General features: G+C 40.4%; 22 protein-coding genes. 14 read left to right on the plus strand and 8 right to left on the minus strand.

Going from position 1 to position 16,084, the window contains the following annotated elements; translation table 11 throughout:
- The first annotated feature begins 14 nt into the window (after positions 1-14).
- The 14 genes from HMPREF1154_RS02580 to HMPREF1154_RS02645 all read left to right on the plus strand — a co-directional run bounded on the left by HMPREF1154_RS02580 (position 15) and on the right by HMPREF1154_RS02645 (position 9,527).
- The gene (locus tag HMPREF1154_RS02580; RefSeq protein WP_009640986.1) at positions 15-1,127 is read left to right on the plus strand and encodes a lactonase family protein; all 1,113 of its coding nucleotides are present in this window, start codon (positions 15-17) and stop codon (positions 1,125-1,127) included.
- 55 nt (positions 1,128-1,182) lie between these two features.
- A complete protein-coding gene (locus HMPREF1154_RS02585) occupies positions 1,183-1,869 on the plus strand; it encodes a DUF6348 family protein (RefSeq protein ID WP_009641008.1) in 687 nt (228 codons plus the stop codon).
- 68 nt (positions 1,870-1,937) lie between these two features.
- Entirely contained in the window at positions 1,938-2,621 is a 684-nt protein-coding gene (locus tag HMPREF1154_RS02590) for a hypothetical protein (RefSeq protein ID WP_009640980.1), read from the plus strand.
- A 40-nt stretch (positions 2,622-2,661) separates the two neighbouring features.
- Positions 2,662-3,162 carry a hypothetical protein gene (locus tag HMPREF1154_RS02595; protein WP_009641002.1) on the plus strand — a complete coding sequence of 167 codons (501 nt, stop codon included), beginning with the start codon at positions 2,662-2,664 and terminating at the stop codon, positions 3,160-3,162.
- A 30-nt stretch (positions 3,163-3,192) separates the two neighbouring features.
- Complete coding sequence (locus tag HMPREF1154_RS02600) at positions 3,193-3,798, plus strand: DUF4304 domain-containing protein (protein WP_009640975.1); 606 nt, start codon at positions 3,193-3,195, stop codon at positions 3,796-3,798.
- A gap of 78 nt (positions 3,799-3,876) precedes the next feature.
- Entirely contained in the window at positions 3,877-4,200 is a 324-nt protein-coding gene (locus HMPREF1154_RS02605; protein ID WP_009641007.1) for a DUF6794 domain-containing protein, read from the plus strand.
- Between the two features lie 16 nt (positions 4,201-4,216).
- On the plus strand, positions 4,217-4,891 hold the full coding sequence (locus HMPREF1154_RS02610; RefSeq protein ID WP_009640976.1) for a hypothetical protein: 675 nt from the start codon (positions 4,217-4,219) through the stop codon (positions 4,889-4,891).
- 215 nt (positions 4,892-5,106) lie between these two features.
- Positions 5,107-6,009, plus strand: a complete 903-nt coding sequence (locus HMPREF1154_RS02615; RefSeq protein WP_009640987.1) for an NTF2 fold immunity protein — start codon at positions 5,107-5,109, stop codon at positions 6,007-6,009.
- Entirely contained in the window at positions 6,009-6,575 is a 567-nt protein-coding gene (locus HMPREF1154_RS02620) for a DUF1697 domain-containing protein (protein ID WP_009640974.1), read from the plus strand. Before HMPREF1154_RS02615 ends, HMPREF1154_RS02620 begins: the two co-directional genes overlap by 1 nt.
- Entirely contained in the window at positions 6,572-6,907 is a 336-nt protein-coding gene (locus HMPREF1154_RS02625) for a hypothetical protein (RefSeq protein ID WP_009641009.1), read from the plus strand. Before HMPREF1154_RS02620 ends, HMPREF1154_RS02625 begins: the two co-directional genes overlap by 4 nt.
- Before the next feature lie 18 nt (positions 6,908-6,925).
- Positions 6,926-7,669: a class I SAM-dependent methyltransferase gene (locus HMPREF1154_RS02630; protein ID WP_009640979.1), complete on the plus strand. Its 744-nt coding sequence runs from the start codon at positions 6,926-6,928 to the stop codon at positions 7,667-7,669.
- A gap of 40 nt (positions 7,670-7,709) precedes the next feature.
- The gene (locus HMPREF1154_RS02635; RefSeq protein ID WP_009640983.1) at positions 7,710-8,243 is read left to right on the plus strand and encodes a hypothetical protein; all 534 of its coding nucleotides are present in this window, start codon (positions 7,710-7,712) and stop codon (positions 8,241-8,243) included.
- 20 nt (positions 8,244-8,263) lie between these two features.
- Positions 8,264-8,749 carry a hypothetical protein gene (locus HMPREF1154_RS02640; protein ID WP_009640993.1) on the plus strand — a complete coding sequence of 162 codons (486 nt, stop codon included), beginning with the start codon at positions 8,264-8,266 and terminating at the stop codon, positions 8,747-8,749.
- A 475-nt stretch (positions 8,750-9,224) separates the two neighbouring features.
- A complete protein-coding gene (locus HMPREF1154_RS02645; RefSeq protein ID WP_009640998.1) occupies positions 9,225-9,527 on the plus strand; it encodes an energy transducer TonB in 303 nt (100 codons plus the stop codon).
- A 50-nt stretch (positions 9,528-9,577) separates the two neighbouring features.
- On the opposite strand, the gene HMPREF1154_RS02650 is transcribed toward HMPREF1154_RS02645, so the two are convergent.
- From HMPREF1154_RS02650 to HMPREF1154_RS02685, 8 genes are all read right to left on the minus strand, one after another.
- A complete protein-coding gene (locus HMPREF1154_RS02650; RefSeq protein WP_034566769.1) occupies positions 9,578-9,976 on the minus strand; it encodes a hypothetical protein in 399 nt (132 codons plus the stop codon).
- Positions 9,977-9,987: 11 nt separating this feature from the next.
- Positions 9,988-11,688: a bifunctional alpha/beta hydrolase/class I SAM-dependent methyltransferase gene (locus tag HMPREF1154_RS02655; RefSeq protein WP_009640989.1), complete on the minus strand. Its 1,701-nt coding sequence runs from the start codon at positions 11,686-11,688 to the stop codon at positions 9,988-9,990.
- A gap of 60 nt (positions 11,689-11,748) precedes the next feature.
- A complete protein-coding gene (locus tag HMPREF1154_RS02660; protein ID WP_009640991.1) occupies positions 11,749-12,501 on the minus strand; it encodes an SDR family NAD(P)-dependent oxidoreductase in 753 nt (250 codons plus the stop codon).
- A complete protein-coding gene (locus HMPREF1154_RS02665) occupies positions 12,498-13,538 on the minus strand; it encodes a patatin-like phospholipase family protein (RefSeq protein WP_009641006.1) in 1,041 nt (346 codons plus the stop codon). The genes HMPREF1154_RS02660 and HMPREF1154_RS02665 overlap by 4 nt, the downstream gene beginning before the upstream one ends.
- Complete coding sequence (locus HMPREF1154_RS02670) at positions 13,526-14,302, minus strand: phosphatidate cytidylyltransferase (protein WP_009640994.1); 777 nt, start codon at positions 14,300-14,302, stop codon at positions 13,526-13,528. The genes HMPREF1154_RS02665 and HMPREF1154_RS02670 overlap by 13 nt, the downstream gene beginning before the upstream one ends.
- Positions 14,289-14,894, minus strand: coding sequence for a CDP-alcohol phosphatidyltransferase family protein (locus HMPREF1154_RS02675; RefSeq protein WP_009640981.1), 606 nt, complete (start codon positions 14,892-14,894; stop codon positions 14,289-14,291). The genes HMPREF1154_RS02670 and HMPREF1154_RS02675 overlap by 14 nt, the downstream gene beginning before the upstream one ends.
- Positions 14,895-14,912: 18 nt before the next feature.
- Complete coding sequence (locus HMPREF1154_RS02680) at positions 14,913-15,335, minus strand: hypothetical protein (RefSeq protein ID WP_009641000.1); 423 nt, start codon at positions 15,333-15,335, stop codon at positions 14,913-14,915.
- A gap of 148 nt (positions 15,336-15,483) precedes the next feature.
- Positions 15,484-15,831: a hypothetical protein gene (locus HMPREF1154_RS02685; RefSeq protein ID WP_009640999.1), complete on the minus strand. Its 348-nt coding sequence runs from the start codon at positions 15,829-15,831 to the stop codon at positions 15,484-15,486.
- Between the last annotated feature and the right edge of the window lie 253 nt (positions 15,832-16,084).

A 16,084-nucleotide genomic window follows, 5' to 3' on the forward strand; every position in this document is an offset into this window, starting at 1 on the left:
ACCCCAAAACACATATGAAAAAATCACAAACACTTTTATCTTTGTTTTGTGCATTAGTTAGTTTGCATACTTTTGCACAATCAGCTCCCTCCAATAGCCTTACAATGTATGTAGGCACTTATACAGAAGGGGGCAATTCCAAGGGTATTTATACCTATAGCTTTGATCAGCAACAGGGAACTTCAGTACAGTTAGGTAGTACCGCCGCCGCTAATCCTTCTTTTATAGCCTTAGCTCCCAATGGCAAACATCTCTATGCGGTAAGTGAGTATAACGATGGCCGACAAGGGGCTTATTCCTTTGAGGTAGGCCAAGATAAGCTACCCACTCAGCCTGTCTTTCAGCCTACACAAGCAGGTGCTGACCCTTGCCATATCATTGCAGATAGTAAATATGCCATAACAGCCAATTACACAGGGGGCGACATCAGTGTTTTCCTATTGGATGCAGCAGGTAAGTTACAGGCCGAGATACAGCATATAGCCTTTGAGGGGCGGACTCCAGAGCGTGTAGCTCATATCCATTGTATGATCCCTACCCCTGATGGAAAATATGTATTGGCTACCGATTTGGGCAATGATCGTATATATCGTTTTCGCTATAATCAGGAAGCTCCCCAAGGAGCTCAGGTGCTTACAGACCAACAGGTAGCCTATGAGGTTAGCGATGGACAAGGCCCTCGTCACCTTACCTTTAGCAAGGACGGTCGTTTTGCTTACCTAATCAACGAATTGGGGGGAGAGTGTGTGGTGCTAAGCTATCACAAAGGGAAAATAAAGGAAGTCCAACGCCTAATGGCCGATGAAGGCCAAGGGGGAGGAAGTGCTGATATACATATCAGTCCCGATGGGCGTTTTCTTTATACCTCGCACCGTCTGAAAAAAGATGGGATCTCTATCTTTGCCATTGACCCTAAGCGGGGAACACTAAAGAAAGTAGGTTACCAGCTCACAGGTATTCACCCTCGCAATTTTGCAATAACCCCCAATGGTAAATATCTTTTGGTCGCTTGCCGAGATGATAATAAGATACAGGTCTTCCAGCGAAATGAAACCACAGGCACCCTTACCGATACCTCACAGAGTATCAGTGTGGATAAGCCTACTTGTATTGTCTTTGCCAAATAAAAGACTTGACATCGTACCCCTATAACCATTGATAATTAACAATTAACAATTAACCATGCGTCTTACCACTCACATAGAAGAGCAAATCCTTGAGCAGCTCTCTCAAAAGATTATAGAACAAGGGTATAAAGCAGACCCTGATATCCCTACCCGTACCATTTGGATGGGAGAAAAAATGCGTATAGAGCTGGAGGTGATCCCTACCCCTGAAATGGACGAAAGTCTCATAGAGCTACACATAGGCACTTACTTAGAGGATGGCTATTTTCCTCAAGGAATCGTGGATAATATAGCAGGATTCGGAGATACCGACCAGGAAAAGGTACTTTCACTTATAGAAAACTATCTTTCCACAACCTTTCAGACGATTATTGATAGCTTGAGTGGCTATCATAATAAGAACTGCGATATTTATCTGGGAGATATACATTGGCACACCACGCTTGGCAATCAGTATTTGTTAGGAAAGTGGAAAACGCCTCCTGCCAAGCGGGATTTTTATGACTTACTTGTGGATCTCTTGCCTCAATACTTCACAACAGAAGTGCGTGTACAATCACTCAAGTGCTATGTAGCACGTGTCGGAGAGGACTGTGTAGTAGAGTGTCTGCTGAACAACGAACTCTGGGACGAAGGAGCAGAACGACTTAGAGAATATGCGCAAACATGGTCACAAGGAGAGGCCTTTCTGGCAGTAAAACAACTATTGGTATTCCGACAATGCGAAGGTGTGCATGATTAGAGATCGACTCCCCAATTGCGAATGCACTGCGTTCGCAATTGAAATAGAGTAGTATTAACCATTAATCATTGAACATTATTGAGATTCCTAAGTTTATAGAAAAGTATAAAGCCTTTGAAAGAGAAGGCGGTATTATAGACTTTCGTATCTCTCAGTTGAATACGGAGCAGGAAGATACACCTTATCAGAAGCATTTGGCAGTAGCCCAGCAGACTCTTATTTCGGTAGCTGAGCAGGTAAATATGTATCTTGACTGTATGGTAGCTAAACTGAAAAAGAATCGCAGGGAACTTTTTACGATGGATTATGATTTTGGTGTCCTTGAAGACTCGGGTAAGGAGATTTCTGTCCAAGACTTTATGGGCTGGCAATATGAGGAGGTGAGCGGAAGGATAATTCTTAGTGGTGGGAAACTGCACAATCGGTATTTTTACTATGATGATAAAGAAGTGCCTGAAAAAGCAGTGGCGATGACTGAGGAAGACCTGAAAAAGGAAGCCTTTGCTTACGCTTTCTTTCAGCCTACATACTCTTTTATGATTACAAAAAGCAATTTTGAAAAGGGTATTTTCTTTTTAGACTTTTGTAGGTTACTTTTTACTGATATTTTGCAAATAGAAGTCTGTAAGTGGAGTACGAATAGCTCTAATTACTTTGATGAGGGCAAAGACTGGTGGGGGAGTTTTTTTTGGATGGTATATAATCCTTGTAGGGATAGGTATATAGGAATTCTTGCTGCTACAACGGACTGACAAAGGGGGACAACTAATAGTAAACAACAATATATAAAAGATGAAAAATATAACAGAATTATTAGAATTGTTGCGCTCTGACTTGAATCAATACAATTCTCTTGTGGAGGAAGATATCTTAAAGCTCCTACAGAACAAAGGAGCCTACTTTCTCTTTGAATATGATTATGAATGGCTTGAAATTTCAGCTTGGGCGATGAATAAAGAAGGGGACTACATAAGTCAGCGTATTGATATTCCTTCCCAAAAGAAAGAAAAATACTTCCCTTCAGATATTTTTATGGACAAAGATATTCATTTGGAAGATGAGTTGTATGACCAAGGGGTAGAAGAGGACAAAATAGATGATTACTTAGATGAATATGCTGAGAAGAAAGAGGATATTATCTTTAAATGGTTTCAGCAAAGATGGAAAAATGTCTTAAAAGAAAATAATATAAAGTCAGAGGCTTACTTTTCACCCCATGATTCTTATTTCCATACTGATTTGAGCACCTCAGAACAGTTCAATGATGATCAAATAAAAGAGAAATACTCATAAGGTGCTTATGTGGTTAAAAATAGTTAGAAAATGAAAACCCTTACTCAAACTAAATTCGATACGATTGTAAAAGAAGGTTTTACGCCCTTGTTAAAGCCTCTTTCTTTTAAAAAGAAAGCCTTGAACTATTATCGCAGGCTTGTTGAGGTAGGGCATATCATCAATATACAGAAAAGCAGTTATAGCAATAGAGACGATATTAGATTTCGTATCAATATAGGGATTTTTGAACCTAAATTTTGGTTGGGCTATTATGACTTTAAGCATACAGGACAAGTGCCTGATTATCCCACAGAACCTATTTGTATTATCCGTAAAACGATTAACAAATTGCGTGGTAGAAATGATTTGTGGTATGAAGTGGATGAAAATACCAATGAACAAGAGTTGATTAAGAGAGTACAGGAAGATATACAACAATATATACTGCCTTTCTTTAAACAATATAATAGTGTAGAGAAAATTTTCTATTCAGCAGACTCCATTTTTCCCCCTTTTGGAGCATTGGTGTTTTATGGAGCACATGGGTATACGGAGAAGGCTCAAAAGGAATATGACAAATTTTTAAAAGATATCAATCCATTAGCTGAAAGAACTCTAAAAGAGTATGCTAAAAAATATAGCCTAAATGTTTAGTAACTATATGAAATATCTCATTACTTTTGTATGTGAGTCATTAGTTTTGCTGCTTTTGGATAAATAAAAAACACCCATATGAAAAAAGAAAAACCTAAAAACCTAACAGAATGTATCCAAATGTTGGATCATATTCTTAAGAAAGAGGATAAAGAAAAAGCAAAGACCCTTACCGAGAGTGAATTTCTAATAGAAACCTACTTTGGAACAGGAATGGGCATTCGCAATGAGTGGATTCGCAGTGGAAACCCCGAGCTTGTGAAGTTCTTTTTGGACGAAGGTGTCAAACACCCCGATGATATGTCGGCTATGATACTCACAAGCTATTACCGACATCTTTTGGGAAAAGAAATAGACTTTGAAGGACAGATTTCGGCATACAAAAAGCAGGCAGAACAATGAAAAATAATAAAGCACTATGTCGGATTTTACCATTCTTTTAGGGGCTAATGGACTTTTATTATTAATAACATCTCTAATCATTTGGAAAGTCTATTCTATTTACAAAAAGACGAAAAGTGAATTGTCTCCTAACTTTTCTTATGATGACCTGCCCGATATACGTTTTGACTATATTGAAGAATTGCAAAAAAATCTTAAAAAGCAACACAAACGTGAGATGGGAGTTGGGATTATTTTTTGTGCAGTTTCTCTCTTTATGATGGTGAAAATAGCGATAGATTCTAATGAATTTTTATCTTTGGTAGTAATTGAAATTCTATTTCTGATAGTTGGTTTTGTATTGAATACTAAAAATAATAAAGTAATGATTCAGTTATGGGCTGAGAAAATAAGCAAGCTATCAAAAGATGATTTCAATCGGGTAGAGCGAATTAGAAGGAGAGTAGGGGTACCTCCTCGTTATTTTTTTGAAGAACACTATTTGTATATAGGCAGCAGTTACAAATTTAAGAAAGTGAATATGCGAAAAATAAAAAGAGTAGCCCTCGGAAACATAAGAGGTGTATATAGTTGTACAATTCGTGGAGATATTAGAGTAACATATGAGCTATACAATAAGGAAGAATATGAATGCTTGAGAAAAGAAATTGATAGGTACGCCCAACATTACAATGGCGATAGCTGGAACTAATAATTAGAACAATGAACCAAAAATACAAGCCAATAATAACCAATAGAGGTGATCATACTCGTGTGCGAATAGGCGACAAATCAAGCCGCTGTGAGATAATTAAAATTTAGCCCCCTGAACTCAAAACTTAGAACTTAAAACTTAGAACTCAAAACTTAGAACTCAAAACTCAAAACTCAAAACTCAAAACTCAAAACTCAAAACTCAAAACTATTATGTCCCCCATTACCTTAGAAGCAGCTCTTAAGGAAGTAACCCAGGAGCGCTTTTGCAAGGGACATCATTACAAAGATGTCGCCCTAACCGACGAGATGGTCGCACAAATCGTACAAGTAAAGTCCTTGGTCAATATGGGCTTTATCAATACCACTATTACCGATGAAGCCCTCCAGTACTTGGCGACTTTGCCTAAGCTAAAACTCCTTTTCTTAGAAGATAATAAGCAAGTTACAGGCGAAGGCTTTAAGTACTTTGCCAGCAAACCTATTGACCATATCTCACTGGATGGTTGCCCCATAACTGATGAGACCCTGAAAATCGTCTTACAAGTACCACGCCTAAAATCTCTTTCGCTAAAGAGAACGCGGGTTACTTTTGAAGGACTCATGGCTGTGGCACATTACAACAAGGTGAATTTCTACCTCGACAAGTCTTTTACCCAGGAACAGATAAAAGCCTTTGAACAAGCCCAACGCACCTCAGGAAAGAAGAAACCAGCGGCGCCTCCTTCTGATGACTTGTCTATAGTAAAACAACTGCTTTTGGACTTCTTTACGGCAATGACCCAGTGGGAGACTTTCGCTACCAAGAATGATGATACCAAAGAGGGGGATCTTTTGGTAAGGGAGAAATGCAAAGCCCTCTTCCAAAAGTATTGTACCGATAAGCGTCGTGCGGGCTATCGCCCTGAGGGAATTAGTTATTCTTTAGATAAAGGCGGCACCTATGGCGATCATCAAATTATCGATACTGAGACACTGACCAAGAATAAAATATACCTCTATACCCAAGACAGACATAATTGTCAGTTTCGCTTTCTTATCATCAGAAAAGAGGGTGAGTGGCGAATTGACGAATGTCAAAGGCACGATGGGGGCTGGACTAAATATGGATTGTAATGATGAAAACAAAAGACAAAAAACCTTATATAGCTTTATTGAGAGGAGTAATGCCTACGGGGAAAAACAGAATTCCCAAAATGGCAGACTTACAAGAATTACTCTCCTCAGAATTTGAAGGGGTACGCACTTATATCCAAAGCGGAAATATAGTGTTCTTATCTGACAAAGTACGTAATGAAATAGCCCCCAAAGTCTCCCAATTAATAAAAGAACATATAGGTCCTGACTTATCAACTGTTGTAGCAACTCGTAAGGAAGTACAGGAAATGCTTGATATGAATCCTTTTATAGGAGAAAATTATGATATAGCTCGGGTATTTTTTACGCTCACAAATAGTGTTTTAGCACCTGATTTAGTAGAAAAGTTGAAGAAAGAAACTTTTGATGGAGAAGAATTGGCTATAGTGGGTGATAAAATATATCTATACCTTCCTAAGGATGCTTCAAGGTCTAAATTGAATAACAATTATGTGGAAAAGAGACTTAAAATAGTAGCTACAACGCGCAATTTTAATACTTTGAGCAAACTTATTACAATGGTTGATGAACTTACTAAAGAATGAAAACAGCAAAACAACTTATAGAAGACGAACTTCAGAAAACAATTCATCAACTTAAAGAAGTTTCTCTTTTGCAAGAGGAGAAACAAGCACTTGTAAGCTATAAAAAGGAGTTAGAGCAGCTATTGTTTCTCAAAAAACTTTCGGATACTTATCATTTGGAACCCGTAGCTATAGAGAGGATTATTGTGTTGCCATCGCCTCGTACAGATTTTTCTAATTTTCGTCTTGTAGATGATGCTGAAACAGAAGAAAAACAATGGTGGGAGGAGTTAAAGATAGAAAATGAACCCCTTTGGCTTTGTGAAGGAGATGTTTTGATTAAGAAAAGGTAATTCAATAATATAAATATAATGAAAGATATATCTCAAATATTTAAATCTGAAATAAAAATAGAAGATGTAAAACAAGAAAATGGTATTTTTTGCTGTATGAATGACCATTTTGTCAGTGGAGACAATCAAAAATATATGAAAATGTACGATTGGATGTCTTTCTTTTATGATTTTGGAGAAAAATGGATAGGAAAACTCAAGTATGGAAACGCCATTGACCGCCTGCGTACGGAATTGATGAGCCGTTTGGAATGGAAGAATGCTGTTTCGGTACTTTATGTTTCCATAGGTACAGGAGCGGACTTGCGTTATCTACCCCAAGGGATTGATTTGAAAACGATAAACCTTGTAGGGGCTGATATCTCGATGGGAATGCTCAAAAGATGTAAAAAGCAGTGGCAAAAGAAAACAAACCTTACCCTTGTGCAGTGCCCAGCCGAGGAATTACCTTTTGCCGATAACACGTTTGATATTGTTTTTCACATCGGAGGCATCAATTTTTTCAACGATAAAGCCCTTGCCATGAGCGAAATGCTCCGAGTTGCCAAACCAGGAAGCAAATTGCTTATTGCTGATGAGACAGCCGACTTTGTGGAGACCCAATACAAGAAAAGCATCTTCTCTAAATCCTATTTCGAAGGCAAAACAGTTGATTTGAACGCCATAGAACAATGTATCCCAGCATCAGTGACTGAAAAGAAAACAGAATTGTTCTGGAATAACAAGTTTTATGGAATTACTTTTAGAAAACCAACTAAATGAGTTACATTACCTTTAAGAGCAAGCTTATTCTGTGAAAAAAATGACCTTATTAGCCCCTTTGTTAGCCTTATTCTCTTGCAAAAGTTCCCCAGAAGAGCGAAAAGCCACCGAAGCCTTTCCCTTGCAATCCCTACTTACCTACGAGTATTGCGGAGAAAAAGACGGCTTTCAGTATTTCTTATTGGGGAATAGTTGGGAGCGTACCCTATTCAAAGTAAAAAGTTCAGAAATACATATTGCTCCTCAATACGTCTTCCACGCTGATCCCTCTTTTGAACCTAAAATGCCCATTACCCCCGTTGAACAAGAAAGAGTCTTTGCCGAAATCCCCATGAGTGGGCAAAAACTCTATTTGTATAAGGGAGATATCGTACTACGTTATTTCCTTAGCTGCTCTGACCTGCACAAACAAGAAACGAATCGCCCAACCTACCTATATGATGAGGTAAGTCAGCAGGACGCCGAAGCATACCAAGAGGAACGCGCTTACTATATAGGTTATTACAAAGAGGAACAACTCCTTCGTTATCAAAAGATATATAGGGGTGAGGTACTTATGGAGAAAAGATTTTAAGTATAAAAACTTGAGTAGGAATGAGACACACAAGCATTTTAATCAGCATACTGATACTTATACTCCATTCTTATGATATAAAAGCACAAAATGGCAAGCTATATGATGTAGAGGGACTTTTATTAATAGAGCATATATATGAGAATGGGATGTATAAGCCTTTATGGCATACAAAGAGAGGGAAAGTCTATCCTTTTGGTAATACTTTATTTGATAACACTACCCGTTTGTTTTCTTCAGAGCAAGCTTATGAGGATTTTCTAAAATACAACCATTCGGATACTTCTTTGACTTTTAAAGGACAATATGTAGTATGTTTTCTTATCTCTAAAGAAGGGAAAATTATGGAAGATAGGATTATACGTAAAACCACTGGTTGCGAAGAGTGTGATACTTTAGTGCTGAAAACTATCAAGAAAATAAGAAAAATAAAAGCCTATTCTTTTGATAATAAAACAAATACAGTTTCTAAAATTACTATTCCTTTTGGGAAGGTATGGGAATAGATCATTGAAGAAATATCAAACCCTTATAGTACGTAAAAAATGAAATTAAAAAAATATAGTAAAAAAATTTATAGATTTCTCGTTATAGCAGATATTATTTCTGTGTTATTTCTATTCTTATATCTTTGTTATTTGAAGAAATATATGAATGATTATATGTACTATATTTTGTCTATATATATTCCTACCATAGCTATTGTAGCTTTCCTTATATTTTTCATCTGTAAAGTAAGAAGGATATTATCTTTGTTTTTTATTCTATTTAACATTCTTATTATTTACATTTCTATTAGAAATATTATAAGAGTTCTCTATGGGTAGCAGATTTTCAATAGGTATTTTTTTATTAGCCTCCTTATGGATTATATTTCCTTGTATAGGATACACACAAGAGAGAGACACTATTTCTTCAATAAGCATTGAGGAAGAGGAGTCTATAAATACGACTTGTTTCCCTTCAATGGAACAAAAACCTATGTTTGTACAATGTAAGGACGTGAATGCCAGAGAAAGAGATGCTTGCTTTTATGATTTTTTCTCTCAGTATATAAAGCAAAGTATCCTTAAAAGTCCTTATAAGGAATTGGAGGGAGAAGCGACCCTCCTTTTCAGTGTGGAAAAGGACGGAAGTGTAGCGCTTGTCCGTTGTGTGGCTTCTTCTCTGTATATAAGAAAAGAGGTGCAGCGCACTATGGATCAGTTCCCTAAACTGATTCCTGCACAACAGTGGGGAAAGCCCGTACGCTACTTTTATCGCTGTAGGATTAGGCTTAATTAGTTTGTATGGCTTTCTTCTTTGCAGATCCTATGCCTACAAGCCTAATTTACCTATCCTTTTTTTCTTGAAAGGCGGCTAAAAAGTAAAAACAAGGCACTGTAAATAAGTGCAATCACTATATTGCAAATAAGCAAATATACATTCATTATGGCATAAAGAGCATCAAGGAAGGCTGCCCCAAGACCCCATCTACTATCTGAGCCTAAAAGGAAAGCGCTCATAAAAACCATTATATAGCAGGCTAAAAAAGTATATAAGACAACATACTTAAACGCTTTTACATGGAAAGTCTCTAATAGTTTTGTATATATGATGATGACAATAAAGGTGACAGGAAGCATTTCTAATAGAAATAGTCCGGCAAAACTATTATCTATTAGGCTAAAAGCAAGGAAAAAAGCAATCACACTTAGGATAAGTGCTGTCAGAAAGGAATAAATTATTTTCATATTTCCTTAGATTATTTCTTCACCTCTGCCAAGCTAACGGTAAAGATTCCAAAATCATCAATCAGCATGCTTTCTTTCTTTACCCCTTGCAGAGCGAAAAGTCCGTCCAATTCTCGCTGGCTACGGCGGCGCATCACCCAGTCTTTCTCTTGGTGACTCTTTAGCACAAAGGCGATAGTCTTGAGCTGTGGGTGCCACGGCTGCCCTGTATAGACGATATAACCATTGTCCGAGATAGAAACTACTCCTTTGATCGCCTCAGCGGCCAAGGCATTGTCTCCGAAAAGCTCAAAAATACCTGAGATAATAGTGATATTGGGCGTGTAATCCAGTTTGCGGTAGGTGTCAGCTTCAAAACAGCTGTAGTTGGTAAAGCGTATATGCTGATAACCACGTTCTTTGATGATTTGTTCGCCTTTTTGTATGTTGGCTGGCAGGAATTCATTGATGACGATCTCCACTTCAGGGTGTCGCTGCTTGATGTCAAAGAGGTAGTTACCCACCCCACCGGCGATGTCCAATATTTTCACCTTTCGTCCTTGTGCTTGTAGGGCTTGTATGGCCTTTTCTACTTGTTGTAATAGGTGACCCTTTCGGATACGTACCCCACGCCAACCTATGGCATTGAGATAACTCTTATCCATCCAGCGACCTACCCCCCATTTGCCTTGGGGCGTATTCCTATATATGTAATCCATAGAAGCACCAGAGTCAAATCCGTGAGTGAGTCCAACGGTCATACCTCCGCTCAAGTGGCCAAACTTACCCAATGCCCATTTCTGAAATCGGTAGTTTCGTCTTTCTCCGCTGGGGATAAGTTCGTATTGCATGGTTTCAAACTCCTTTTGAGTAAAGAGGTCAGGGGCTAGCGTAGGGGCAGGCAAGGGCGTTGAGAAAGCTTTTTGGATAAAGCGTTGTAGGATTTTGTACACTTCTTCTCTGCCTTGCTCAAAGAGGATTCCATGGTGAAAGCCTTCCAAGGTGATAAACTCTTTTGTCTCAGAAGAAAGATTTACATAGAATTGTTTCTGTTGGCGGTTAATCACCACAAAGTCTTTTTCTGCTGAAAGCAGTAGGGTAGGGGTAGTGATAGCGGCGGCATCTTCCACCAATCGCTTGCCTGCGTTGGCAAGGTCAATAAGGAGTTTGCCATTGATAGAGCGGGTGATAAAGCGATCCGTATCGTAAGCACGCTGTTGCTCAGGGTCACGAGTGAGCATCTTGGATTTCACATAGCTCTTTACAATGAGCTTAGGATTGACCTTTAGCATCAGTTCAATGGCTTGCTTGGCCAAAGGGACAATAAGGTTTATTTCAAAGGCAGGCGCCAAAAGAGCCATACCTGCAATGCGTGGCGCAAAATCATGTACCCAAGCCGATACGATGACTCCTCCGATACTGTTGGCTACCACAAAGATATCTTCCTCGCGTACCCCATAGCGCTGCCCAAGGAACTTGGCAAAGGTGTCCAAATCCCGTACCGAGTCCATGAAAGCAGGCGATACCGCGGCCTTGGTGTGTCCATGTCCGCGCATGTCAAAAGCAAAGATATTGTAGGAGGCAAACAGTGGGTGCGTGGCAAACTCCTGCAAGCGTTCGCCATACTCATGTCCTCTGTGGATTACAATAAGGGTCTTTTGCCCTGCTTTGTAATTCCATTCGTAGAAGAATAACTCTTCCCCTTCGTGACTTTTGAAAAAACCTGTATTCATGGGATAATAGATTTATGCGACAAAAGTAGAAAATTATTTCTTAAAAACCTAATTTATAGCTCAAGAATTAGCAGTCACTTGCATCCACTTGGCTTTTCTGTACATAAGCAGCGATAACAAGGGCTTGGGCAGCAACGAAACTAGCCGCATAAGCCACTTCATTCGCTTGGGGAATAGGTGTAGGGGCTTCTTCTGAGCAATAGCATGGCTGATTTCGGCTACGGCTTGTGCTTCACTTACCACAAAGGGTTTCTTAGACAGGTCGTTTTGGTTCAGATCATGTAGCTTTTGAGTGGCTACATACCCTGGTGCAATGCTGGTTATACAGATACCCAAGGGGCGCAAGGCGCGCCTATAAGCATCTGCTATTTGCAGCACACTGCGCTTGGTCTTGGTGTATAGGCTCGATTCAGGATAATCCAAAATCCCTGATATAGAAGCCAGCAGGACGATCTGCCCGCCGCTATCTCTCATGAGTTCTCTCCCTATCTCTAGGGTATTGATAGCACCTATGATGTTGGTTTGTAACATTGCCACAGCCTCCTCATAGGTAATCTCTCCTGCTACATCTTCGGCGTAGTGGCCTGCACAGTTGATGAGCAATGAGAGCGTATCTGTGTCTACAAATTGGCGTATGACATTGCCTAACAGTTCCTTGTCTATAACATCGGCTTGAAACTTCTCAAAGCGTGACTCACTAGCGAGTCTCTTGAGATCTCTGCCACATACCCCTACTCGGTTGCCTTCCCGCTGATAGAAGTCCGCTAAGGCATAGCCGATCCCAGAGGTGCCTCCTATGATAAATACATTCATGGTCTAAAGGTGTTAAGTATGGTTTGGTAGCCATAGTCCCATTGCTGGTCTATCTGCTGGCGGTAAGTGGGGTAATCTTTTGGAAAACGAATACCTATGCTTAGTTGCTTCCAGTTAATATATTTTTCTGAATAATAACCTTTTAGTGCCGTTGTTGCCCCACGTGTATCTATCCATTGGGCAGGATAAGAGGCCACAGAAGCTAACCGCTCATTGCCGCTAAAGCCAAGAACAGCACGCACCAAGGCCTCTTCAGTAGGGGAGTAGGCTTGTTTCTCTTCAGCAATAACGTTTGTTGAAAGAGCACTTGCCAGCTCCATAGGGACAAGGTCAATAGCCCCGCCTGCATAATAGACACCTTTGTAAGCCACAGGTGCTACATAGAACATATCCGATATAGAAATCCGCGCAGCTGTGAGCATAGGCATTTCTGTCTCGATAAGTATGTCAGCCGTTATGGCCGAATGGGTATAGTTGGCTTCGGTATGCTTTATAGCCGAGAGGTTTATCCTCTGGGCGGTCATGGGATCAGTCATGAGCACTTCTTGGTATAGTTTTCGCTCACCTCTGGGCTTGCCACACTCATGGGGGGCAAACAGCATCTTTGCTCCTATGACAATGGTAGGCAAAGTAGCTGAAAAAGACACCTGTGCCAAAGAGGGTAACAGAGAGGAAAGCTCTTCCCGCATAGTCACCAAATAGCGCTGATATACATCCTCTACCAAGGGAGCTCGGCGCTTGTCATACCGCTTTTGCAAAGCTAAAATTCCCAAGCGGTGTAGCTTGCTATAAGGAGTAAGGGACAGGCTTTTGATAAACTCGTAAAATTCTTCCGATTGCAAATAGGCTTTCCGCTCCTTGTCCGTAGCAAAAGCATTGATTACCAAAGCGGCAAAGGCGCCCCCACATGAGGCAATGAGTAAGTCAGGGGCTTTGCCCAAGGCGCGTAGTGCGGCATACATGCCGTTGTATAAGGCAAAGCGGGTACCTCCACCTGAGAGGAGCAGACAGTTGTGGAAAGGTCTTATCGTATCCATAAGTAAAACCAAATACAGTTGTACAATAAGCTGTCTATACGGTCTAAGAGACCTCCGTGTCCAGGGATAAGGCTACTCGTGTCCTTTACGCCTGCACGCCGCTTGAGGTAGGAAAAACTTACATCTCCCCAAAAACCGAAAAAACTAAGAGCCAGCCCCACTAAGGCTAAAGTAGGTAACGCAGTAGGTAGTCCTAATAACCTACCTAAGCCCATACTCAAGAGCGGGGTAAGTAGCAGCCCTCCTACAAAACCTTCTACGGTTTTATTGGGGCTTACCTTGGGCAGGATCTTTCGCTTGCCGAAGCGCTTACCCGTGAGGTATTGGAAGATGTCATTGAGTTCTGTGACAACTACCAAGAAGATAACCCATAGCACCCCTTGGGGTTCCATACGTAAGAGGGTCAGGTGTGGGTAGGCTACCAAGACAATCAGCAAGGAAAGGGGGAGACCTAAGGGGACTTGCCTTAAGCAGAGACTTAGGATAAGGCTGACACCGACCAAGGCGCCAGCTCCTATCATATAAGTGGGATAAGTAGGACAGCTCACAAGGAGTATGCCTTGTAATAGGGGAATGGCCATACGCCAATGGGTAGCATCGAAGGCAAAAAGACGCCCCAGTTCTCTAAGGGTTTGAAAACTCACCCATAGGGAAAAGAGGTACATCGCGTAAGGGTGCGAGATAGCAGCGGCAAAAACACAGATAATCACCCCCCAACTCCTGATACGCAGTGGTACATCGGCATATTTGTTATCCTGTGGCATAGAGTCCCTTTTTAAGACGAATAAAAGTACTCAAGAGCAATAGGGCAATGACAATGGCGAAAATCACTTTGGAATAAGCCGCTATTGCTACCCCAAAGTAGGCCAGTAGCCCATAGATACCCACTAGTAGCGCACGATCGCTCTTGCCCATAGGTCCCTCGTAGCGCCTTTCCCCTCCTAATACCTTGCCCATGACGCCAGCAAACTCATTGAGTACACTCAATAAAATAAAGGCCACCACTAAGTAAAGGCTTTCAGGGTGATACTTAAGCAAAGGGAAGAAAATAAATACATCGGAAACTACATCGCCCATCTCATTGAGCACCTCTCCTAAGCGAGAGCTTTGCCCAAATTCACGCGCCATCATGCCGTCAAGGGCATTGAGAATCATGCGAATCAAGAGCCCTATGGGTAGCGCCAAAAAGAAGAGTGGTACCTCAGAAGCCTCCCAAAAGAGCACACCGATTCCTAAGGAAAACACAATAGCCACTATGGTAATCTCATTGGCGGAGACCCCTCTTTGGTGTAGCCATACCAATAGAGGGTGCAATAGCTGCTGGAATTTAGGTTTTAGTTTATAAACGGAAATCATGGGTGTGAGAGCTAAGGATTAGGGGCGTTTCTGATGTTCGCTGATAAACCTATGATACTCATTGGCTGTGATGCGCTTATAGGAGTAGGAGTTGACAGTGGAATCTTTCTTTAATAGGAGATGTCCGTTCTGAAAGGAATATTCCCAAGAAGCAGATTGTTCAGCCACCACAAGTTTCCCTTCTTCTTTAAGGCTGTAAGTGTATTCAATGATTTTTGGATAGGCTAATAGGCAAGTCTTTTCTTGCAGAGGTACCCAACCTATCTGTGTCTCTGTAAAAAGCAGCGCCTCCTCTTCTCCACATGAAGAGGTATTCTCTCGCAGCCAATAACCTATTAGGGTGTTGAGGTTCTTGGAGGGAGGGGATACTTTGGGAGTGTCATCCTTCTGACAGCTCGTAAGAGCAACAAGGATAGTAATAATACTTAGAAATGTTTTCATTATTAAGTAATTAACGGTCAGTAGTCGAGGCTGCTGAAACCTAATTCATAAGACAAAGATACGACAATTTTCGCACATCCTATAATGAAGTCAGATATTTTTTACTTGATGAAGCAAAAATCGCCTAATGTGAATTTTTCTCTAAAACTTAATGGCATTCTTTTTCGTATTTACCCTCATGAAAGTATTCATAAGCACTGGCTTCCAATTCTCCACAATCGGAAATAAGATTATCATCTTGGTCATATATCTTATAAACCTGTTGTGTGTTGCCTATGGGGCTTTCACCATCTAAGCCTAATAGGATCGTGTAAAACACATCGTCTAACAGCATATCAATCACTTCCTTAAGTTTTTCTGTTTGAAGCTCTGTCAGTGCCATTTCTTTTATTTTGACATTTACAGCCGAAGGCTGTTCGGGTTGTGCCTGAAAGCAAGACTTTAAAAACGCTAGCTTTTCAAGGTAAAAGTTCTTGGCAAATTCGTCTGAGGTCATAATGTTGATATATTATTTAGTGAATTGTTTTACTCCTTCCTCGGCTAAACATACGTTGGCTAAGACAACTTCTGATGAGTGTAGTCTTCCGTAGAGACGCAATTTATTGCGTCTTACGAATTGGAGTCTACAATTGTCTTTCTACTATTGATTGGCATTATATTTATAGTCAAACAGAAATGGTTTGCGAAAAATTAGCATGAGCAGTTGTAGGGGCTAATGGCAATTAGCCCTTGAAAGAGAGTGAATTAGG

The organism is Capnocytophaga sp. CM59 (assembly GCF_000293175.1).
Taxonomy (GTDB): Bacteria; Bacteroidota; Bacteroidia; order Flavobacteriales; family Flavobacteriaceae; genus Capnocytophaga; species Capnocytophaga granulosa.